The sequence below is a fragment of the Sphingobium sp. CFD-1 genome (assembly GCF_024611115.1).
Classification (GTDB): domain Bacteria; phylum Pseudomonadota; class Alphaproteobacteria; order Sphingomonadales; family Sphingomonadaceae; genus Sphingobium; species Sphingobium baderi_A.
In genome coordinates, this window is record NZ_CP084398.1 from 3,231,362 (window position 1) to 3,252,478 (window position 21,117).

19 protein-coding genes are annotated in these 21,117 nt (G+C 63.5%); 7 read left to right on the forward strand and 12 right to left on the reverse strand.

Annotated features, from left to right (window positions below; all coding sequences use genetic code 11):
- Positions 1 to 204: 204 nt before the first annotated feature.
- Both LDB26_RS16275 and LDB26_RS16280 read left to right on the forward strand, forming a co-directional pair.
- A complete protein-coding gene (locus LDB26_RS16275; protein WP_257539196.1) occupies positions 205 to 1,299 on the forward strand; it encodes a glycosyltransferase family 4 protein in 1,095 nt (364 codons plus the stop codon).
- A gap of 10 nt (positions 1,300 to 1,309) precedes the next feature.
- On the forward strand, positions 1,310 to 3,526 hold the full coding sequence (locus tag LDB26_RS16280) for a glycogen debranching N-terminal domain-containing protein (RefSeq protein WP_373886125.1): 2,217 nt from the start codon (positions 1,310 to 1,312) through the stop codon (positions 3,524 to 3,526).
- A gap of 115 nt (positions 3,527 to 3,641) precedes the next feature.
- On the opposite strand, the gene LDB26_RS16285 is transcribed toward LDB26_RS16280, so the two are convergent.
- From LDB26_RS16285 to LDB26_RS16300, 4 genes are all read right to left on the reverse strand, one after another.
- Positions 3,642 to 5,054 (reverse strand): phosphotransferase, encoded by a 1,413-nt coding sequence (locus tag LDB26_RS16285; protein ID WP_257539198.1) that lies wholly within the window; start codon positions 5,052 to 5,054, stop codon positions 3,642 to 3,644.
- A gap of 6 nt (positions 5,055 to 5,060) precedes the next feature.
- Positions 5,061 to 5,213 (reverse strand): hypothetical protein, encoded by a 153-nt coding sequence (locus LDB26_RS16290; RefSeq protein WP_156415202.1) that lies wholly within the window; start codon positions 5,211 to 5,213, stop codon positions 5,061 to 5,063.
- An 8-nt stretch (positions 5,214 to 5,221) separates the two neighbouring features.
- Positions 5,222 to 5,377 (reverse strand): hypothetical protein, encoded by a 156-nt coding sequence (locus LDB26_RS16295; RefSeq protein ID WP_257539200.1) that lies wholly within the window; start codon positions 5,375 to 5,377, stop codon positions 5,222 to 5,224.
- 132 nt (positions 5,378 to 5,509) lie between these two features.
- On the reverse strand, positions 5,510 to 6,484 hold the full coding sequence (locus LDB26_RS16300; RefSeq protein WP_257539201.1) for a LysR family transcriptional regulator: 975 nt from the start codon (positions 6,482 to 6,484) through the stop codon (positions 5,510 to 5,512).
- A 341-nt stretch (positions 6,485 to 6,825) separates the two neighbouring features.
- On the opposite strand from LDB26_RS16300, the gene LDB26_RS16305 reads away from it, so the two are divergent.
- The 5 genes from LDB26_RS16305 to LDB26_RS16325 all read left to right on the forward strand — a co-directional run bounded on the left by LDB26_RS16305 (position 6,826) and on the right by LDB26_RS16325 (position 11,108).
- The gene (locus LDB26_RS16305; protein ID WP_062061569.1) at positions 6,826 to 7,764 is read left to right on the forward strand and encodes a LysR family transcriptional regulator; all 939 of its coding nucleotides are present in this window, start codon (positions 6,826 to 6,828) and stop codon (positions 7,762 to 7,764) included.
- Between the two features lie 86 nt (positions 7,765 to 7,850).
- Positions 7,851 to 8,012 carry a hypothetical protein gene (locus tag LDB26_RS16310; protein WP_257539202.1) on the forward strand — a complete coding sequence of 54 codons (162 nt, stop codon included), beginning with the start codon at positions 7,851 to 7,853 and terminating at the stop codon, positions 8,010 to 8,012.
- A 147-nt stretch (positions 8,013 to 8,159) separates the two neighbouring features.
- Positions 8,160 to 9,107, forward strand: a complete 948-nt coding sequence (locus LDB26_RS16315; RefSeq protein WP_257539203.1) for a sterol desaturase family protein — start codon at positions 8,160 to 8,162, stop codon at positions 9,105 to 9,107.
- Positions 9,104 to 10,711 carry a tetratricopeptide repeat-containing sulfotransferase family protein gene (locus tag LDB26_RS16320; RefSeq protein ID WP_257539204.1) on the forward strand — a complete coding sequence of 536 codons (1,608 nt, stop codon included), beginning with the start codon at positions 9,104 to 9,106 and terminating at the stop codon, positions 10,709 to 10,711. Before LDB26_RS16315 ends, LDB26_RS16320 begins: the two co-directional genes overlap by 4 nt.
- Before the next feature lie 7 nt (positions 10,712 to 10,718).
- Positions 10,719 to 11,108, forward strand: coding sequence for a hypothetical protein (locus LDB26_RS16325; protein ID WP_257539205.1), 390 nt, complete (start codon positions 10,719 to 10,721; stop codon positions 11,106 to 11,108).
- A 127-nt stretch (positions 11,109 to 11,235) separates the two neighbouring features.
- On the opposite strand, the gene LDB26_RS16330 is transcribed toward LDB26_RS16325, so the two are convergent.
- Genes LDB26_RS16330 through LDB26_RS16365 form a run of 8 tightly spaced genes read right to left on the reverse strand, consistent with a single transcriptional unit; the run spans position 11,236 to position 21,084 of the window.
- Positions 11,236 to 12,165, reverse strand: a complete 930-nt coding sequence (locus LDB26_RS16330) for a YncE family protein (protein WP_257539206.1) — start codon at positions 12,163 to 12,165, stop codon at positions 11,236 to 11,238.
- 27 nt (positions 12,166 to 12,192) lie between these two features.
- Positions 12,193 to 13,962: an allophanate hydrolase gene (atzF, locus tag LDB26_RS16335; protein WP_257539207.1), complete on the reverse strand. Its 1,770-nt coding sequence runs from the start codon at positions 13,960 to 13,962 to the stop codon at positions 12,193 to 12,195.
- The gene (uca, locus tag LDB26_RS16340; protein WP_257539208.1) at positions 13,959 to 17,555 is read right to left on the reverse strand and encodes an urea carboxylase; all 3,597 of its coding nucleotides are present in this window, start codon (positions 17,553 to 17,555) and stop codon (positions 13,959 to 13,961) included. The genes atzF and uca overlap by 4 nt, the downstream gene beginning before the upstream one ends.
- Complete coding sequence (locus tag LDB26_RS16345; RefSeq protein ID WP_062061588.1) at positions 17,552 to 18,187, reverse strand: urea amidolyase associated protein UAAP2; 636 nt, start codon at positions 18,185 to 18,187, stop codon at positions 17,552 to 17,554. Before LDB26_RS16345 ends, uca begins: the two co-directional genes overlap by 4 nt.
- 17 nt (positions 18,188 to 18,204) lie before the next feature.
- On the reverse strand, positions 18,205 to 19,029 hold the full coding sequence (locus LDB26_RS16350) for an urea amidolyase associated protein UAAP1 (RefSeq protein WP_257539210.1): 825 nt from the start codon (positions 19,027 to 19,029) through the stop codon (positions 18,205 to 18,207).
- Positions 19,026 to 19,478, reverse strand: a complete 453-nt coding sequence (locus LDB26_RS16355; protein ID WP_062061594.1) for a CopG family ribbon-helix-helix protein — start codon at positions 19,476 to 19,478, stop codon at positions 19,026 to 19,028. The genes LDB26_RS16350 and LDB26_RS16355 overlap by 4 nt, the downstream gene beginning before the upstream one ends.
- Positions 19,475 to 20,272: an ABC transporter ATP-binding protein gene (locus LDB26_RS16360; protein WP_062061597.1), complete on the reverse strand. Its 798-nt coding sequence runs from the start codon at positions 20,270 to 20,272 to the stop codon at positions 19,475 to 19,477. Before LDB26_RS16360 ends, LDB26_RS16355 begins: the two co-directional genes overlap by 4 nt.
- Positions 20,269 to 21,084, reverse strand: coding sequence for an ABC transporter permease (locus LDB26_RS16365; protein WP_062061600.1), 816 nt, complete (start codon positions 21,082 to 21,084; stop codon positions 20,269 to 20,271). The genes LDB26_RS16360 and LDB26_RS16365 overlap by 4 nt, the downstream gene beginning before the upstream one ends.
- Between the last annotated feature and the right edge of the window lie 33 nt (positions 21,085 to 21,117).

Sequence of the window (21,117 nt, forward strand, 5' to 3'; positions counted from 1 at the left end):
CTTTTCCCGTGCGCGAAATGGCCAGAATGAACGTTTTTCCCAGGAAACTGGTCGGAGTTGGATATCGGAAACACAATCAGCCTGTAGACATCCATCCCCTTTCCTCCCCAGAATCGGAAACTGCTCCGATAGGGAGGGTCGTTCCGGATGATGTCGGGCCAATGACCGCTATCGACGATGGGCCAGCCATGTGAGGATTCATGGATGAAGATTGCCCAGATTGCGCCCTTGGCGGAAAGTGTTCCTCCTAAACTTTACGGCGGCACGGAACGGATCGTATCCTATCTTACCGAGGAACTGGTCCGCCAGGGCCATGACGTCACCCTGTTCGCCAGTGGGGATTCCCGAACGAGCGCGGAACTCGTCCCCGTCACGGACATGGCGTTGCGGCTGAATGGAAAGGTCATCGACCCGATCCCCTATCATATGATGCTGCTGGAAGCGGTCATGCGCCGCGCCGACGCATTCGATGCGCTTCATTTCCATATCGACATATTGCACATGCCCATGGTGCGGGACTGCCTGGACAGGACCGTGACGACGCTGCACGGGCGGCTCGATCTGCCCGATCTCCCCGCTTTCTATCGCGTGTTTCCGCATCATCCGCTGGTGTCTATCTCCGACCATCAAAGATTGCCGATGCCGCCCGTCACCTGGGCGGGGACCATCCATCATGGCCTGCCTGCGGACCTGCTGCCGCCGCAATTGGGGCCAGGTCATGGCTATCTGGCGTTTCTGGGGCGCATTTCCCCCGAAAAGCGGCCGGACCGGGCCATCCGCATCGCCGCCCGGTCGGGTATGCCGCTGCGTATCGCGGCAAAGATCGATGCGGTCGACCGGCACTATTGGGAAACGGAAATCGCGCCGCTGATCGAACGCCATCCCAATGTCAGCTTCATCGGCGAGATCGACGAACGGCAGAAGGCGGAATTTCTGGGGCAGGCAAGCGCCCTGATCTTCCCGATAGACTGGCCCGAGCCGTTCGGGCTGGTGATGATCGAGGCCATGGCCTGCGCCACGCCGGTCATCGCCTTTCGCTGCGGATCGGTCCCGGAGATCATCGACGAGGGCGTGTCCGGCTTCATCGTCGAGAGCGAGGATGAAGCGGTGGCGGCCGTGGCAAGATTGAAGGATCTCGACCGCAGGCGGGTCCGTGCCGCATTTGATGCACGTTTCACTGCGGAACGCATGGCGCGCGACTATATCTCGCTCTATCGTGGCCTGCCCGGCGCGCGCATGGAAGCAGCGCGCCTGCGTCGTCAGCTGGGGGAAGAAGCCGACCTGCAAATCGTTGCGTAAAGGACAGCCCATGGCATCATCCATCCAGTCGCAAACCGACCTGGCGAATGCGGACCTGGAACAGAGGCTGTCGCAGATGAACACGCAGTTCTTCATCCCGGCAACCGCTTCGCTGCACGAACGCCGCCCGCGCACATTGAAACATGGCGACAGCTTCGCCGTGTTCGACCACAGCGGAGACGCCATTTCCGGGCCAGGCAGTCCGGAGGGGCTTTATTATCGCGACACGCGGCACCTCTCCCACCTGTTCCTGACGGTGAACGGGCAGCGCCCCATCCTGCTGAGTTCGGGCCTGCGGGACGACAACACGATGCTGACCTGCGATCTGGCCAATCCCGATTTCATAGGGGCGGACGGCCGGGTGGAGGTCGAACATGACCTCATCCACCTTCGCCGGACCCGGTTCCTGTGGAAAAGCGCCGTTTACGAACGCATCACCATCCGCAATTTCGACAAGCAGACACGGCAGATGACGGTCGGCATCAGCTTCGATGCCGATTTCCGGGATCTGTTCGAGATCCGGGGCACCGTTCGCCTGCGGCGCGGCGCGATGATGGAACCGGAAATACAGTCCGATACAGTATGCCTTCGCTACAAAGGCCGGGACGATCAGGATCGCGTTACCCAGATCGAATTCGATCCGGTCCCCCGGCAACTGACGGCCACGGATGCCCTTTTCGACATCACTTTGTCCCCGGCGGAGCGGTGCACGATCTTCATGCGGATCGGCTGCGTGGCCGAACAGTCCGACGATGACCTGCCCAAGCGTTTCCTGAAATCCCTTCGCGAAGCCATGCAGGGATCACGGCAGGCATTGGCGCGCGGCGCCACCATCCATTCTTCCAATCAGCTTTTCAACGAAGTGACCCGCCGCGCGGTCGCGGACATCGCCATGCTTTCGACCGAGACCGAATATGGTCCCTATCCCTATGCCGGCATTCCATGGTTCAGCACGATTTTCGGGCGGGACGCGCTCATCACCGCGATGCAGACGCTCTGGCTGGACCCGGCGATCAGCCGCGGGGTGCTGGGCTATCTGGCCGCGCATCAGGCGACGGATTTCGATCCGGCGGCCGATGCCGAGCCGGGCAAGATCCTGCACGAAGTGCGCCATGGCGAAATGGCCGAACTGGGCGAGGTTCCTTTCCGCCATTATTATGGAAGCATCGATTCAACGCCGCTTTTCGTGATGCTGGCGGGCGTCTATCTGGAACGGACGGACGACATCTCCTTTATCGCGGGGATAAGGGATAACCTCGACGCGGCCCTGAACTGGATCGACGTCTATGGCGACAGGGACGGCGACGGGTTCGTCGAATATGGCCGTTTGACGGACGCGGGTCTGGTCAATCAGGGCTGGAAGGACAGCCACGATTCCATCTTCCATGCCGACGGGACGATTGCACAGGGGCCGATCGCGCTCGCCGAGGTGCAGGCCTATGTGTTCGGCGCATGGAACGCCGCCGCCGCGATCTTCGCCAGGCTGGGGGAAGTCGACCGGGCCAGCCATTATGTGGAGCGGGCGAACCATTTGCGCGATACATTCGACGCGGCCTTCTTCGATGAGGAGCTTGGCACCTATGTGCTGGCTCTGGACGGACGGAAACGCCCCTGCCGCGTTCGGTCGTCCAATGCCGGCCATGTCCTCTTTGCCGGGCTGGCGCGGAAGGATCGCGCTCACGCGGTCGTGCGATCGCTCATGGCCCCGGCGTCCTTTTCCGGATGGGGCATCCGCACGGTCGCATCGACGGAAGCCCGTTATAATCCCATGAGCTATCATAACGGGTCGATCTGGCCGCACGACAATGCGCTGATCGCGGCGGGTTTCTCCCGCTATGGCTACAGGAAGGAAGCGGCGACGGTTTTCGAGGGTCTCTTTGCCGCAGCCACCTATGTCGACCAGATGCGGTTGCCCGAACTCTTCTGCGGCTTTCCCCGCAGACGGGCGCAGGGTCCGACCTTCTATCCCGTCGCATGCAGCCCGCAGGCATGGTCGGCCGCCGCTCCGCTGTTGCTCATCCAGGCAAGCCTGGGTCTGAATTTCGACACGGACGCGCAGCGGGTCCGGCTGATCGAACCGACCCTGCCCGACTTTCTGGACATGCTGACGCTCAGCAACCTTTCCATCGGCGAAGCCAAAATCGATATCGAGTTCGTGAACCTGGCGGGCAATGTCGTCGTCAAATCATCCCATGGCCAGGATGCGCGCGTGCTCATCCTGACCTGATCGACGTCCAACCGCTCCGCGTGCGCGACCAACTGGCGGGTTCATGGCAGGAAATGGCGATATGGTCGCCGTCCATCGACCAAAGGTCGCGCCTCTCCTCCGCCAAAAACGCCCGTCAGCCTTGCCGTGCAGCCTCCCCTCGCACCAGCGGTTCCATCCGTGCCAGAAGGACATGGTCGGCGGATGCATCGGCGCCGGCGATCACCAGACATTGCCGCAACATCCGCCGGTGGAAAAAGCGCGTCAGGGCGATGTCATGCTCCGGCGTGCTGGCCGCGATGAAATGCATCAGAGCATCATCGCCGCTGGAAACGTCGTCGAAACGCTTGCCGAGCAGGTTTTCCAGATCGCGCAGATCCTCCTCCCGCAGCCAGTCGCGATAGCGGGCCTTCTGCTCAAGATAGTGCGGGATGGACGCAAGGATATTGCGCTGCCACCCTTGCAGCGCCTCACTTTCAGGGAGACGGTCGATCTCTGCCGCCAGCTTGCGGAGCGCCAGTTCGTCCCGATCCGCAGGCGCTGGAGGCGGAAGCTGGATTTCATCCAGTTCAATCTCCAATATCTCGGCCAGCGCCTCCATGCAGCGCCGTCCGATCATGGGCACCTGCACCGCCGCCTCGACCCAGTCGCCGCCGCGTCCGGTTTCATACAGGCCGAACAGCGGGCCATAAATGGCCTCGGCCAGAAATGCGACTGTGTGGAACGCGATCGCATCATGATCGAGCGGTACGCCCATCGCCTTTTCATAATGACGGAACAGCGCGGGGACATCGCCCATATTCTCGATGGGATGGCGGCCCCGGAAACAGGCAAGGTCGCGCATCGGATCGCCCAGATGGCCGATCTCCACATCCAATATGCCGGTCACGCGCGGGCCGTCGGACAGGAACTGCCCACAATCGCCGGTGACGAAGGAAATGGATTGCCGGTTGCGCGGATAGTTGCGCCGCAACCAGCGGACACAAAACTCCAGAATGGGATCGGTCACACCCTGCGCCTGCGTCATGGCATGGAACCGCTCATAATTATGCATGGCGATGTTCTGCGCGCCCTGCGGCACGTCGGCGCCCGCTTCGGCAAATTTCTGGTAGGGGATGCGGTGGACGTCAGCCAGGATTTCCATGTAGCGCAAGGACGCCGCCCAGCGGTCGTCGGTCATCACCGACGCGCTTTCGATCGCCTGCTGCACAAGGCCCGGATCGCGTCCGCCGTCGATCCATTCCATGACGATGGTGTTCGGGCGGTCGCACATGCCCAGAATGGCCGGGATGGGAATGCCATTTTCATGCAGCGTGCGCTGCATCCGCATTTCATAGTCCAACGGATAGGGATGGGTGGGCCAGGTCCGGTCGCCTTTCAACAGGAACTCGCGCGTCACGCCATTTTGCCGGGCGCGAGCGTGCCAGACCGGACGCCAGCGGCGTTGCTTGTCGAGAGCGATGTCGGAACATCCCAGTTCGTCCCGGAGCCAAACACTCAGCAATTCGACATTATCGGCATAGCTGTTCGCCGCTTCGGTCAGTGCCATGTCCCATTATCCTTTATCGAGGGGTTCTTCATCCGTTGCCCAGCGTGTTGGCTGCGTGACGGTCGAGGTGGAAAAATGAAGGTGCTCCATCGCAAAATCCGGCGGCACCTCCAGCGTTTCGATGACCCTGCCATCGCCATAGTCCCTTATTGCGAGCATCGCATGTTTCAGCGCGGCGATGACGAGATACCAACCGAAATCGCGGACCGGGTCAGGGTGGTGATCGTGCCGATGCCTTCGGGGAGCGAATTCTTCGCGAACAGGCCGGCATCAGGCCCCGAAGCGGCGACACCCTCCCAATCGGACCTTGCGTTCTTCATCATCGCTCTCCCTTCACGGATCGCCTGCCGCTCCCCCCGCGAGGTGCGGCGTGACGGCCCGGCTATGTCCGGGTCTCATGCAAGACATTCATGGGGCAGGCGTCCGGCCGTAAACAAGAATGGCAGCAGTTATAATTAGGGTAGTTCGATAACCTGCGACATATATTTCGGCGCGGTCGGCTGACGGCTCGCGGTGCGTTCGCGTTCGCGTTCGACTTTCCGTGACAGGCTCAACAGTTTGCGAACCAGCGCAGTCGGTTTCGACACATGGACGAAACCGACCGGATGGAAACGCGGCGGATCGAAGGGGCGGATTTCTATGTCGGTCGACTGAACGGCATTGACGTCCCACATGATGGATGAAGCGATGCCGGCCTGGATACTGCTGAGAAAAGTCGTCGTGTCGCCGCTTTCCAGCACGATGTCGGGCAAGGCGCCGGCACGGGAGCAGGGATCGTCGAACAGCCGCCGGCGCTCCTCCGTCAAAGGCGGCATGACCATGGGGAGCCCGTCAAGATCGGCGAAACGGACCGCATCGGGCAAATCCGTACCGATCGGAGAGGCCAGCACGATACCGAGCGGCCGGGTCGGCGTAATCGAAAGGCCGCGCGGCCTCTTCACAAGACCGCAATAGCCGACGTCCACATCGCCACGCCGCAACTGGTCGAACATCTCGTGATCCTGCGCCATATGCTGGATCTGGATGCGGATCAGCGGTTCTTTACGCATGAAGCGTTCCAGAACGGGCGCCATGCCCGCCGCCATCGCGCCCAGCGTCGCTATACGCAACACATGGGCCGATTGCTCCCCGGCGACACGCTGCATGTCGTCGATGGCCGCGAGCGCGCGCCGCGCGCTCGCCAGCACCCGCTGACCTGCCGTGGTGAGTTCCAGACTGCGGCCGACGCGCCGCAGCAACTGGCAACCCAGTTCGGCCTGCAATTCCTTCAATGCGCGGGAAATGGCGGGCTGGGACACGTTCAGATTGGCGGAGGCTTCGGTCAGCGTGCGATGCTCTGCAAAGGCGACCAGATATCGCAGATGCTGAAGACTGATTTTGCCCGGCATGCGATATCCACCAAAATCGGCCTGTCTCATCTCATCGGACATCGTCCACCCTCTCGCTCGCGCCAATGTCGATTTCCGGCCCGCATGTTCCCGCCAGAATATTGCAAACACCGCTGAAGACCAGCTTTACCAGCAAAAGCCCGCTTATAGCCGCCGCGCGAGATTGTGGAAGCCAACCAGGCCGAGCAGTCATTTGCGGTCATTTCGCCTTCCCCTGGGCGGCCAAGTCGGGCTGATCGTAAGCGATCCCGGCGGCCCATAGCGACATTCACGCCTATTTCAGGCTTTGCATCGATTTGATCTATGGCCCTGAGCGCACGCGGCGTTATTCTGCAAGCCGACATCCATCCCCGAAGGTCTGGGATCGACAGGAAAGACAGGTTATGAGCGACCGGACACCGTTGACCGACAAGAAATTCGCGAGCCGTGTCGACTGGAACCTGATGCGGACCTTCGTCGATATCGTCCGGGCCGGCGGCATCGGCGCGGCCGCGCGGCAACTCAACAAGCAACAGCCGAGCATCAGCGCCGCACTCAAGCGGCTGGAAGATCAGGTCGGGGCAACGCTCCTGCACCGCTCCGCCACAGGCGTGGAGATGACGGCGGCGGGCAAGGCCATGATGGCGCTGTGCGAGGACATGCTGGAATCAGCCAGGATGATGCCGCATCAGATCGCGCAGGCCACCAAGCGCGTCGAAGGCATCGTTCGTATCCAGATCGTGTCAGCGCTCGTTTCTCCCGAGTTCGACGAGGCCATTGCGAGCTTCCACAGACGCAATCCTGACATTCATATAGAGATCCGCGTCTCTCCCTGGCGTCAGGTGCTCGACGCGCTGGAGCGAGGTGAAGTGGAGATAGGCGTAGGCTATGACAGCAATGTTCGCGGCAGCCTGGTCTACGAACCTTTGTTCACCGAGCGTCAGCAGCTCTATTGCGCCCGCAGCCATCCTCTCTTTGGCTATCATGTCAGCCGTCTCAACGAACTCAGGGACGAAGGGTTCGTGCTGACCGGCGAGGATGAGATCGAGACGATTACCCATCTGCGCCGGCGCTATAGGCTCGGCGCCAAGGTGAGTGGGCTGGCAGAGGACATAAACGAGGCGCGGCGCCTTATTGTTCACGGGGTCGGCATCGGCTTTCTCCCCGTCCTCGCGGTTAAGGAGGATGTCGCCAAGGGCAGGCTCTGGCCGATGCTCCATGCCGATTTCGAGCCGTCCTACGACATTTTTCTCCTGGCCCGGCTCGATCCGGCGCGAGACACGGCCACGCAGCTTTTCCTGGACGAGGTCGTGAGACGCATCCGCGCGCAGCGCAGGTCATAATGTAAATCTATGCCTTTCATCGCAAATTTGCGCCTGCCGCCCTGACGCGCCCTGGCTCAGTTTCAACACACTGAAGGGAGTGTGGCATGCGATTGAGCCGGAAAGCGATTCTTCATCCTGAGGGCAGGCATGGCCTTGGCGGACGCGCCGCGATGATCGGTGCGGCGGCCCTTCGGCTGCTTCTGGAGGGCATTTCCGCCAGGGCCCAGGCCATCGGCGGCACGCGGCATGACAGGTGGGAACATTAAGCTGCGTCTATGCCGGAACCTACCTCTTCGACGCCGCAGCGCCGCGAAGCCTTGCCCAGCATGCAATGCGCTCACCGAAATTCCAATCCACCCCACAATCCTCCTGACGCCCGCAACAGGCGGCGCGGCCATCCAGACGGGAATGTCATGAAAAAAGCCATGCTCAACCTGGTGCCCCCCGCGATGATCGCGATGGTCCTATTGTTCTGGGCCTTCGGTCCCGATGCCCTGCTCGAAAATCCATGGACGCTCGCCGTGATGTCCCCGCTCATCACGGCAAGCGTGCTGCTGCTGGAATGGGTCGCCGAACGGCATGCCGGCTGGCGCATGAACAGGCAGGAATTCTTCACGGATCTTTTCTATGTGGTCATGAGCGCCACCGCGATTTCATGGGCTTCGCAAAAGCTGGCCGAAGATCCGTTGAAAGCAGCCAAGCAATCGCTGGGCATCAGCACCGAATGGATCACGCACCTGCCTTTCCTGGTGCAGGTCGCCATGGTCATTTTCATCATCGAGTTCGGCCAATATTGGATGCACAGGCTGATGCATAACTGGCATCCCTTCTGGCTGACCCACGCGCCGCATCATCACATCACGCAACTGAACGCGGCGAAGGGCGCGGTGGGCAATCCCATCGAACTGTTCCTCATCAGCCTCAGCCTGGTCGCGCTTTTCGACATCCAGCAAACCGCCATGTTCTGCGCGTTCAATGTTCTGGGCGTGGTGTCGACCTTCGCGCACGCCAATGTGCGATCCGACCCGCCCATCTGGTATTCCTTCTTTTTCACGACCATCCGGCACCACAGCCTGCACCATTCGACGGACTATGAAAGCACCCGCTGCAACTATGGCAATTCGCTGATCCTTCTCGACCGGCTGTTCGGCACCTATCGCGAGGGCGAAGCAGCCATTGTCGGGCAGGACGACCGCAAGCGGCTGTCGATCTGGGAACAGACGATGTTTCCGGTGCAACCTCTGATCGACCGGATGAAAGCCAGGCGAGAGCAGTCCCTTGCTGCGGCGGGCAGGCAGCAAAATGACAACGCCGCGTCCAGCCGCAATCTGGATACGGCGGGAGGTGCAACGGCGGCATGATGGCAACACGCGCCGGGCAGGTCAGTGCAGCACGAGACTCCCTCTTCCGGGGCGACCTCAACGCGACGCACCGGCTTGCCGCCGCGTTGGTGGCTGCGGACCCCGGCGATGCCGAAGGCCATTTCCTGCTCGGCGTGGCGGAAACGGGCGCGGGTCGCGTCCAGGCCGGCATCCAGCATGTCAGCCGGGCGGTCATGCTCGACCCGAAGGGCGAATATCGCGCGCAGCTTGCAAAACTCTTCGTGCTGATCCGGCGGGATGGCGACGCCGCCGCGATGCTCCGGGATGCGGAGCAGACGCTCCCCACCGATGCGCTCAGCCGCGATACCATGGGCTGCGTCTATGCCCGCCTCGGCGACCACGCCGCCGCGCTGTCTCATTTCACGGAGGCGGTGCGGCTGGAACCGCGCAACAGGGAATTCCGCTATAATCAGGCAACGACCCTGAACTTTCTGGGGCGAGTGGCCGAGGCCGAGACAGCGCTGGAGACACTGATCGCGCTGGCGCCGGACGAGGCGCGCGCCCATCATCTCCTGACCAGCATCCGCAGGCAGACGCGGGAGGATAATCATGTCGAGCGGCTGACGCGGACCTATGCCAATGCACGCGATGGCCGCAGCAGGCTGTTGCTCGGCTACGCGCTGGCAAAGGAGATGGAAGATATCGGCCAGCCGGTCGAGGCGCTGAACAGGCTTATGGCGGTAAATGCGGAGCATCGCAGGGCCCTGCCCTATGCCTTCGCGCGCGACGCCGCCGTCTTCGACGCCGTGGAGGCGAGCTGGTCGACGCTGGCACAGGCTCCTGCGACGGAGCCGTCCCGCGATGCGCCCATCTTCATCATCGGCATGCCGCGCACCGGAACCACGCTCGTCGATCGCATCCTGTCATCGCATCCCGATGTCGAAAGCGCCGGGGAATTGCAGGCCATGCCACTTGCGGTGAAACAGGCGGCCGGGACGCGCGGCCCCATGGTCATGGCCCCCGAGACGATCATGGCGGCCGCGAGCAGCGACATGCGCGATATACGGCGCGATTATCTGCAAAGAGCACGTCATCACCGGCGCGATCCCGCCCGCAGGTTCACGGACAAGTTTCCGGGCAATTTCCACTATGCGGGCTTTATCGCGCGGTCACTGCCCTCGGCCAGGATCGTGTGCCTCCGCCGTCATCCGATGGACACGGTGCTCAGCAATTTCCGCAACCTGTTCGCGATCGGCTCGCGCTATTATGACTATAGCTACGACCTGCTCGACATCGCCGCCTATTACGCCCGTTTCGATCGGCTGATCGCATTTTGGCGCACGGTCTTGCCCGGGCGCGTGCTTGAAATCCGCTATGAGGATCTGATCGCGGATCAGGAAGGGCAAACGCGGCGGCTGCTCGCGCATTGCGGGTTGGAGTGGTCGAATACCTGCCTGTCGTTCCACACAAATCGCGCGCCTGTTTCAACGCCCAGCGCCGCGCAGGTCCGCCGTCCGATCTATGCGGACTCGGTCGCGCGCTGGAAACGGCACGTGGATGTCCTGGAACCAGTGAAACGCTTCTTCGAGGAAGCCGGCATCGGCTTTAACCCGGTATCCTTTCCAGCCTTGCAAGGAGCCTGAACCGGCCATGGCATATCGAACAGGAAAACAGGCATTGGCGCTGGGCGCGGCGGTCATCGCCTGCATCGCATCCCCCGCAACGGCCGCGGCCGAGCCGAGCACGCGGCTGGTGTCATGCCGTTCCGGAAGCTGCCTCCTTATTTCCGGTCAGCGCGACGATGCGGCGTCCATGGTCCGCATCAATGGCCATGCGGTGGTGGTGGAAGGCAAGCGCCATTGGCGGGTTCGCCTGCCGATCGAAACGGTGCGCGCATGGTCGGCACCCCTGGCCCGGACGATCAGGGTCACTCTTCTCGATCCTGAAACCCACGCAGAAACCACGGCCAAGGCCGACCTTCCGATCGGGCTATTGGGCCATGTCACGGAACTCGCCTCACTGGTTGTCAGTATCCGGTAAATCCGCCGCGCGCTGGGGGCGTCCGATCCCTGATTATCAATCGACGCCTCGACCAACTCGCAAGTTCGGATGGCCTCCCGTTACACGACGTAGTCTCGCGATTGCGGAACGGATCTGCACGGGTCGGTCAGTGACCGATCTTCACAGGATCGGGCCACCAGGACAGCGTGTGCAGATCATGCGCCGTCGTCCACAGGCCCGCCCGCGTATATCGCAGCGCGCCGCTGCCGCTTGCCTTCCCCACCCGCGCCCGGATCGTCATGGTCTTCGGTTCGATCACGACGAATGTCTGATCGTCCGTGGTGCGTAGCCACAGCTTGCCGCCGCCTGTGTCGATATCCCCATATTTCAGAGTCTCCGCGACCTTCACGCGGCCCGATAGTTCGCCGGTCAGGGGATCGATGCGGGCGACCGTGCCATCGCCCTGCTCCTGCACCCAAACCGCGCCAGCCCCGGCGGCGAGAAAGCCGGGTTCCTTGCCCAAGGCCGCGCTCTTGACGACAACATTGGTTCGGGGATCGATGCGCTGGAGCGTCTGGCGCTTGCTGCTGACCGCCCAGACCGATCCGTATCCGAAGGCGAGATAATAGGTGCCCGGCTCCACGGAAATGGATGCGCTCACGCGGTTGGTCCCCGGATCGACGCGGGCAACCACACCCTTTTCATCGCTCGCGACCCAGACCGATCCCGCGCCCGCCACCACATTAAGCTCCCCCATGGGGTTGGCGATTCCGGTGGGGATCGAAGCGGTTATCCGCGCGGTCCGCGTATCGATCCGGTTGAGCGTGCCATCCTTGCAATCGGCAACCCACAGGGCGCGATGGGCTATCGCCATGGCGCCGCATGGTTTGGACATGGCGACCTCGGCAAGCCTGCCCTGCCGCGACCATTGCTCCACACGTCCATCGTTCGTGACCCAGACGGTCTTTCCGTCGACCGCCAGGAAGTCCGCAAAGCCCGGCACGGGAATAACCTGTTCATCCTGCGCCCGTGCGGCAAACGGCATCAAGGCACAGCCCGCAACCGCCGCCATGAGCATCATACCAAGCTTTCGCATGTCTTGCCCCCTCTTCGCCAACTTCCACTAATCGCGCTGCGCCATATAGGCACGCCATCCGCCCAGGCTCGTTATGTCCTGCGCGCCCGTCATGGCGCGTGGTTCGGCGACAAAGCCCTTGACGCTGCTCCCGTCGGCCAGCGTCACCGTGCCGATGGCAAGCGGCGCGGGCACCTCCGCGACGAAGCTGCCAAATTCGGCGACGCCCAGTTCATACACCTCAAGGGCGATCGGTCCGCCATCCTCGCTATGCACAAGTGCGGGCTTGGGCGGCACGCCGTCGGCCATGGCATAAAGTCTGTAATGGGGCGCGGTTTCAAATGCGCCGATGAACCTGGCATCCCGTGAGGTGAGTTGCCAATGCAGCGGCATGTCCTTCAGATGGGCGCCGACGACGGCGAGCTTCACAGTCTGCACTTTACCCTCCAGATCGAGAGGCGGTGGGGATGGAAGGTCCGACGCCGCGATATACGCATCCGCCGCTTCCAGCAGAGCGCGGTCGCTATCGGCCGGACCGATCAGGGTGATCCCGAACCCGGTGGCGTTCGCGCGTATTCCGGCGGGCACGGCCACCGCAGCCATGTCCAGCAGGTTCACGAAATTGGTGTAGACGCCCAGATTGCTGTTGAGCATGACCGGCGCGGCGAGAAGCTCGGCAACGCGATAGGTCGTGCCGGTCGTCGGGAAAACCAGCAGATCGATGCCCGTCCAGAGCATGTCCGCATGACGCTTGAGCTGGGCGAGACGATAGATGCCGTTGAACAGGTCTACCGCGCTCATGCCCACGCCCTGTTCGACCACCTGGCGAACGGTCTTGTCGACCGCATCGGGATTATCGGCCAATATGCCAACCATGGCGGCGGTCCGCTCGGCAACCCACGGGCCGCCGTAGAGAAGCTGCGCCGCTTCCTGGAGCGGCGCGATGTCGATCGCGACGATGTCTGCAAGCCCCGCGAGCGTCTCCAGCGTACAGTCGTAGAGATATTCGGACTCGCTATCGCCAAACCAGATACGCTGGTCGCGGCGCGGCACGCCGATGGTCTTGCGCCCAAGCGGCCGGTTCGCGAGCGTTTTGGAATAAGGATCGGCCGGATCGAAGCCTGCCAGCACATCGTCGACGATGCGGGCGCCGCTCGTGTCATTGGTGAATACGGTGATGCAATCGAGCGTGCGGCACGCGGGCACGAGGCCGCTGGTGCTCCATCGTCCCTTGCTGGGCTTGAACCCGATCAGATGATTGAAGGCAGCAGGAACGCGGCCCGATCCCGCCGTATCGGTGCCAAGCGCAAGGGGAACCAGTCCCGCCGCCACGGCGACGGACGAACCCGAACTCGATCCACCGCTGACATAGGCGAGATTATAGGCGTTGCGGGGACTCCCATAGGGACTGCGCGTGCCGTTCAACCCCGTGGCGAACTGGTCGAGATTGGTCTTGCCGACACAAAGCGCGCCGGCCGCCAGCAATCGTTCGACGACCGTGGCGGAGGCTTCCGGGCGATAGGCGAAGGCGGGGCAAGCCGCCGTGGTGTCGAATCCGGCGACGTCGATATTGTCCTTCACGGCGAAGGGGACGCCCGCCAGCGGCAGGACTTCGCCCGCTGCGACGCGGGCGTCGATGGCTCGCGCCGCGGAAACAAGATCGTCCCGCGCTGCGCGGCTGATCCAGATTTGCGGCTGGACGGCGTCATAGGCTTCGATCCGGGCCATCGTCTCCTCGGCCACGGCGACGGCGCTGGTCCGCCCCGCATGGACGGCAGCGGCGATGGCGGCGGCGCTCTGCCGGGCCGACGCGCTCATGAATGCCGCCTCAGCGCCAGCATCGGCGCGCCGGGCAGGAGAGACTGCCGTTCCTGCATGTAGAGCGCCGCTATCGTTCCCGTGCCGGGACTTTCCACCGGACATTCCATCTTCATCATCTCTATGACCGCGATGGTATCGCCTGCCTTCACCTCGTCCCCGACCGCGACCAGCAGCTTCCAGACGCTGCCGCCAAAGGGGGCTTCAATCAGGTCGGCTCCCTCGGGCACTTCGATGGCGGGGGCGGACGGCGCGACCGCTTCGTCCAGCGCCTCCGCGCGGTCGAACTCGCCGCGCTGCTGCCATTCGGCGCGTTCCCCATCGAATGCCGCCTGACGCCGCGCCTCGAACGCCGCAATGGCGGCGGCATTGTCGTTCAGGAACGCGCGATAATCGGCGAGGCGAAATTCGGACTGCTCCACCCGGATCGAACGGCGGCCGCTCGGAAAATCGCGACGCCACTCCGCCAGTTCCTCCGCACTGACGGGGAAGAAGCGAATCTGGTCGAAGAAGCGCAGCAGCCAGGGTTTGCCATCCGCGAAGGCGTCGGTCTGGTGATAACTGTTCCATACCTGAATGGTCCGGCCGAAAAGCTGATAACCGCCCGGCCCCTCCATCCCGTAGATGCACATATAGGCGCCGCCGATCCCCACGACATTGGGCGGAGTCCAGGTGCGAGCGGGATTATATTTGGTGGTGACGAGCCGGTGCCGGGGATCGATCGGCGTCGCGACCGGCGCGCCCAGATATACGTCGCCCAGACCCATGACCAGATAGCTGGCGTCGAAGATCACGCTTTCCACCGCATCGGCATCGGGCAAGCCGTTGATGCGGCGGATGAACTCGATATTGTCCGGGCACCAGGGCGCGTCGTCGCGCACCGCGCCCATATATTTCTCGATCGTCTCGATGATCGCGGGGTCGCGCCAGCTGAGCGGCAGGTGGACGATGCGGGACGGGATGGAAAAATCGGCGAGATCGCCCAATTGCTCTTCCGCCGCCATCAAGGCCGAAAGCGCGGATTGCTGGTCCATGTCCCGGCCATCGAAATGCAATTGCAGCGAGCGTATGCCCGGCACGATATCGACGATGCCCGGCAGCGCCTGCCGCTCCAGTTCCTGCATCAGGGCGTGGACGCGGATACGCAGTTCGATGTCGAGGACGATGGGGCCGTATTCGACCAATATGTTGCGATCGCCCTGCTGGCGATAGATGGTGCGCGGCCGCCCTTCCGTCTCATCGATCTGCGCCAGAATAGGGGACAGGACGGCGATGCTGCGCGGGGCGGTTGAGGCCGGGGTCAGGCCGCTCCCGACGAATGCGCGCTGCGCCGCATCGGCCGCCGCCGCATCCTCTATCGTCACGGGCATGAAGCGGAGGCGGTCGCCGGGTCTGAGTTGTCCGATCTTCCAGCGGTCGGCCGCAATCACCACAAACGGGCAGACGAAGCCGCCCAGCGATGGTCCATCCGGTCCCAGGATGATCGGCATGTCCCCGGTGAAGTCCACCGCGCCGATCGCATAAGGGTTGTCATGGATGTTGGACGGGTGCAGCCCCGCCTCGCCGCCGTCCGTACGCGCCCATCGGGGCTTCGGCCCGACGAGGCGGACGCCGGTGCGATTGCTGTTATAGTGGACCTGCCAATCGGCGGAGAGGAAAGCGCCGACGTCGTCGTCCGTGAAGAAATCGGGCGCGCCATGAGGACCATAGAGCACGCGCAGCGTCCATTCCCCGCCCAGTTCGGGCAGGCTTACCGCTGGCAGGGCGTCGCCCGTCGCTTCCATGCCCAGATGCACCGTGTCGCCCGCAAGCAGGCGGCGACCGGCATGACCGCCGAACTGACCCAGTTCGAAGGTGCTGCGGCTACCCAGATAGGGCGGGATGTCGAGGCCACCGGCGAACAGCACATAGCCCCTCATGCCACCGCTGGAAGCGCGGCCGAGGGTCAATGTCTGCCCTGCCCCGACATCGAGGGCCGTGCCGCGCGCGACCGGCATGCCGTCCAGCGTCGCGCCGAAGTCCGCACCGGTCAGGCAGATGCGCGCCGGCGTGTTGAACAGGAGGGTCGGGCCCGTCATGGCCACCTCCAGCCCCGCCATCCCCTCCGCATTGCCGAGCAGCCGGTTGCCGATACGGAAAGATTCGTCATCCATCGGGCCGGATGGCGGCACGCCTATCGCCCAAAGACCCTGTCGACCCGGCCAGTCCTGCACGGTCGTCGCGGTGCCGCCGCTGATGACCCGAATGCTGCGGGGGTTATAACCGATGCCGTCAAGGACACGGGTCGAAACCTCTCCGCTGACGAAGGGCGCGCTGCGGACCACCTCGCGCAGCCAGCGCAGGTTCGTCTCGATCCCGTCCACCCGGCTCGCATCGAGCGCGGCCTGCATCGCCGCCGCCGCCTGCGCGCGCGTGGGAGCGTGGACGATCAGCTTGGCCAGCATCGGATCATACCATGCGCTTACCGTGCTGCCCGCCATGACCCATGTTTCGGCGCGGATGTCGGCAGGGAAATCGACGGCAGTCAGCGTGCCGGAAGTGGGGCGATAATCGAGCGCCGGGTCTTCGGCATAAAGGCGGACCTGTATGGCATGGCCCCGCGCCATGGGCGGCTTCGCGTCGAGGAAGGTGAAGTCTCCCGCGGCGCCGCGCACCATCCATTCGACGAGGTCGATGCCCGTCACTTCCTCGGTCACGCCATGTTCGACCTGAAGGCGGGTGTTCATTTCCAGAAAGAAGAACTGCCGCCGGTCGGCATCGTAGAGGAACTCGACCGTTCCGGCCGAGCGATAGCGAGCCGCCTCGCCAAGCCGGACGGCCGCCGCGATCAGGTCGGCGCGCACGTCGTCGGGCAACAGCGGCGCGGGGGCTTCCTCCACAACCTTCTGGTTACGGCGCTGGAGCGAACAGTCCCGCTCGCCCAACGCCATGACGCGGCCCGCGCCGTCGCCGAAAATCTGCACCTCGACATGGCGCGCGCGGCCGACATAGCGTTCCAGAAAGACGCCCGCGTCACCGAAATTGCCCTCGCCCAGCCGCGCCACGGCGGCGAAGCCCTGCCGCACGGCTGCTTCGTCCTCGCAGACGCGCATACCGATGCCGCCGCCGCCCGCCGTCGCCTTCAGGATGACCGGGAACCCGATCTCATGCGCCGAATGGACAGCCTCCTCCTCGTCGGTCAGGAGGCCGGTGCCGGGCGCAAGGGGCACCCCATGGCTTGCCGCGAGCGCGCGGGCGCTGTGCTTGAGGCCGAAGGTGCGGATATTTTCGGGCGTGGGACCGATGAAAACGAGTCCGGTGGCGGCGCAGGCTTCGGCGAACTCCACATTCTCGGCCAGGAAGCCATAGCCTGGATGGATCGCCCCCGCGCCCGTCATGCGCGCTGCCTCCAGTATCGCGGTGCTGTTGAGATAGCTTTCCGACGCCGGGGCCGCGCCGATGCACACCGCCTCGTCCGCCTGGGCGACATGGAGGGAACCGGCATCCGCTTCAGAATAGACGGCGACCGAGCGCAATCCCATGCGTCGCAGCGTGCGGATGATGCGGGTGGCGATCGCCCCCCGGTTCGCGATCAGGACCGTGTCGAAGCTCATGCGGCGACGATCATGCGGACGGGGGTGGGATTGAAGGCGTTGCAGGGGTTATTGACCTGCGGGCAGTTGGACACGACCACGACAACGTCCATTTCCGCGCGCAGGTCGACCGTCAGGCCGGGCGCCGAAATGCCGTCCACGATGCCGAGCGCGCCATCCTCCTCGACCGGCACATTCATGAAGAAGTTGATGTTGGAGACGATATCGCGCTTACCGCGCCCTTCGGAGAGGTTCGCCTCCAGGAAATTCTCCACGCAGGCGTGCTGGGACTTGGTGTGATGGCCATAGCGCAGCGTGTTCGATTCACAGGAGCAGGCCCCGCCGATGGTGTCGTGATAGTCGACGGCGCTCGCGGCGATCGTCATCATCGGCCGCCCCTCGTTCGACCGCAGCACCGTTCCGGCGCGCAGGAACAGACTGCCTTGCGCCGCGACGGTATCCTGCGCGCTGTAACGTTCCGTGTCGTCCGCGGCGGAATAGAGCAGGAAATCGACGGCCTGATTGCCCTCCAGGTCCACGATACGCAGCGTCTGGCCCGCGCCGATATGGCGGAGCCACGGAGCGCGCGCGGGCACGACCTCGTCATGGATCACGGTGCCGGGAAGTCCAGAGATATGGGGATCAGCGCTCATGCTGGTATGTTCCTCGCTTAGAGGCGGAAATAGTCTTCGACATTCTGGAAGGCGCGCAGGCCCTCCGGCGTGGCGTTGCGAATGGGGTCGTCGGCAGCCGCTACCGGACCGCGCCAGGCGGAAACACGCAGCGGCGTCACGGACCAGTTCTCGCGCGGATCGAGCACATGTGGGCAGTTCACGATCACGACGATCACATCCATCTCCGCCCGTAGGAGCACGGCGCGGCCCGGCTCGAAGGGACCGACCAGCGGTGTAATCGTCCCGTCCGCCGCGATCCGCGAGCCCTTGAACAGATTAATGCACGGGTGGACGTCGCGCCGCTGAAGCCCATGTTTGGCCGCGCCGAGCAGGAAACGGTCGCGCCCGTTGGGAAAGGCCCCGCTGTTCCGGCCTTCGCCATATTTCTCGGCGTTGGTCGCCGCGTTGGATGTGCCGCAAAAGGCGTCGTGCGTACCCGCCCCATCCTCCAGCAGGCTCATCAGCACGCGTCCCATATCGGACAGCAGCAGCTTGCCCGCACCCAGATAGGCGTTCCACTGCACCTTCACCGTGTCCGCCACGTTGAGACGTTCGCTCGGCATAGCCGCGTTGAAGATCAGCAGGGAAGCGCAGGCGTCGCCCTTGAGGTCGATGAGGCGCAGCCGCGATCCCCGCGCCAGCCGCCGCGATGCATAGCCGCCCGCCGCGACCGTTTCCTCCCACAGCAGATCATCGGCGGCTACGTCCTGGGGAAGGTCGGCGGCAACCGGCGGAAGGACCGGCATCGCCTCGACCACCGTGCCCGCCATGGCGCGGGCATGATCGCGCGCCGCCAGGGGATTGGCCAGTGGCTCGCTCATTCGGCCTCCTGCTCGTAAAGCGGTGGCAGGAGCGCGGTCGTGGTGACAAGCTGGAGTTGCTGCACGCCGCGAACGCGTCGAAGGGCGTCGCACAAAGTCTTCAAACGCACGGCAGGGCCCTGCACCAGAAGAACCTCCAGCGACTGGTCGTCTTCAAGGAACACATGCTGCGCGGAGATGACTTCCTTGAGATAATCGGCCTGCATCTGGGCGAGTTGATGCCGCACGCGGCCGCGATCACCCCGATATACCAGCGTGATCGTGCCCGCGAGCATCTCGTCCGGGCGGATGAGCGCTTCGTGCTCGGCAAGGGCATGGCGGATCAGTTCGGCGATCAACTGCGAGCGGGAAGGCAGTTCGCGCTCTTCCACCATCATATCGAGTTGCCGGAAAAGCTCTGCGGGAAGGCTCATGCTGAGCCGGGCGAGACTAGGGGGTTCGGAGCTCATGCCGCATCCTCTTCATTATTACCAATACTGTCAATAGTAATACTTTTATCCTCGTCCGCGGCGCGATCGTTCCGGTCCTTCAGGTGAAGATCGTAGACCGCCGTGGCGCCAAACCGATGCGGGGCGTGGGGATCGTGACGGCGCTTGTCGAGCGCCAGGACGCGCGTGCCGAGCGTAAAGGCTTCCCGGATGTCGTGCGTCACCATGATGATGGTCAGGGAATAATCGCGCCAAAGCTGCGTGATGAGCGCGTGCATGTCCGATCGGATGCCGGGGTCCAGCGCGCCGAACGGCTCGTCTAGAAGAAGGATGCGGGGTCGCTTGATGAGCGCCTGGGCAATCGCCAGTCTCTGCTGCATACCGCCGGATAGCTGCGCGGGATAAAGGTGGAGGCTGTCGCCCAGGCCCACGGCCGCCAACATCGCGGCCGCTTCGTCCAGGGCCGCACGGCGCGCCTTGCCGAACAGACGTGCCGAAAAGCGAGCCTGCGCGCACTCCAATCCGAAAACCGTGTTTCGGAGCGCCGACAAATGAGGAAACACCGAATAGCGTTGGAACACGACACCGCGATCCGGCCCGCATTCCGGCGCAAGAGGCGTCCCGTCGAGAAGGATGGTTCCACGGGTCGGCGCTTCCTGGCCGAGGATGACGCGCAACAGGCTGCTCTTGCCCGCCCCCGAAGGCCCGACGATCGAGACGAACGAACCGGCGGCAATATCCAGGTCCACCTTTTCGAGGACGATCTTGTCGCCATATTCGACCCAGATGTCGCGAAGGCTGAGGAGCGCACTCAATGGCTTTCTCCATGTGCCCAGGGGAAGGAGCGGCGGCTGAGGAAAGTAAGCGCCACGTCCATCAGGATCGCCAGCAGAGTGATCCAGGCGACATAAGGGATGATGATGTCCATGGAGAGGTAGCGACGAACGAGGAAGATCCGGTAGCCCAGCCCCACGTCGGATGCGATTGCCTCCGCCGATATGAGGAACACCCAGGCCGGACCGAGGGCCAGGCGCATTGCATGGAAGAGACGCGGCATCGCTTGCGGCAGAGCCACCCGGATCATGATCTGCCAACTGCCCGCGCCCAATGTCTGGGCCTTTATGATCTGTTCTCTCGGCAGGGCGGCGACATGGGCCGCTATGTCACGGACCATGACGGGTGCGATTCCCAACACGATCAGGGCGATTTTCGCCGTTTCCCCCAATCCCAGGGCGATAAACAGGATCGGGAGCAGGGCAATGGGCGGAATGACGGCTATGCCCGTCACCAACGGGCCGAAGGTCGCGCGCACCGGCGGCAGCGTGCCAAGCACCAGTCCGACTATAAGGGTAAGCAGCGTCGCGATGCCAAGGCCGATGCCCAGCCTCTGGAGGCTCGCCAGCGTATCGGCCCAGAACAGGAACTGGCCAGACAAGGGATCGGCTTCGAAGAGGAGCGCGGACATGCCTTCCGCCATGCCGCTGGGCAAAGGCAATATCTTGTCCGCCGGATTGGCGGCATGGCGCTGCGCGGCCATGACCACATAGAAGAGCAGCAGCAGCAGGATCGGCACCAGTCCGAGAAGCAGGCGGTCGCTTCGCCGCATTTGACGGTTTACCCAACGCATGGTCGTCACATCGCCTCAATCAAGCAAAGTCGG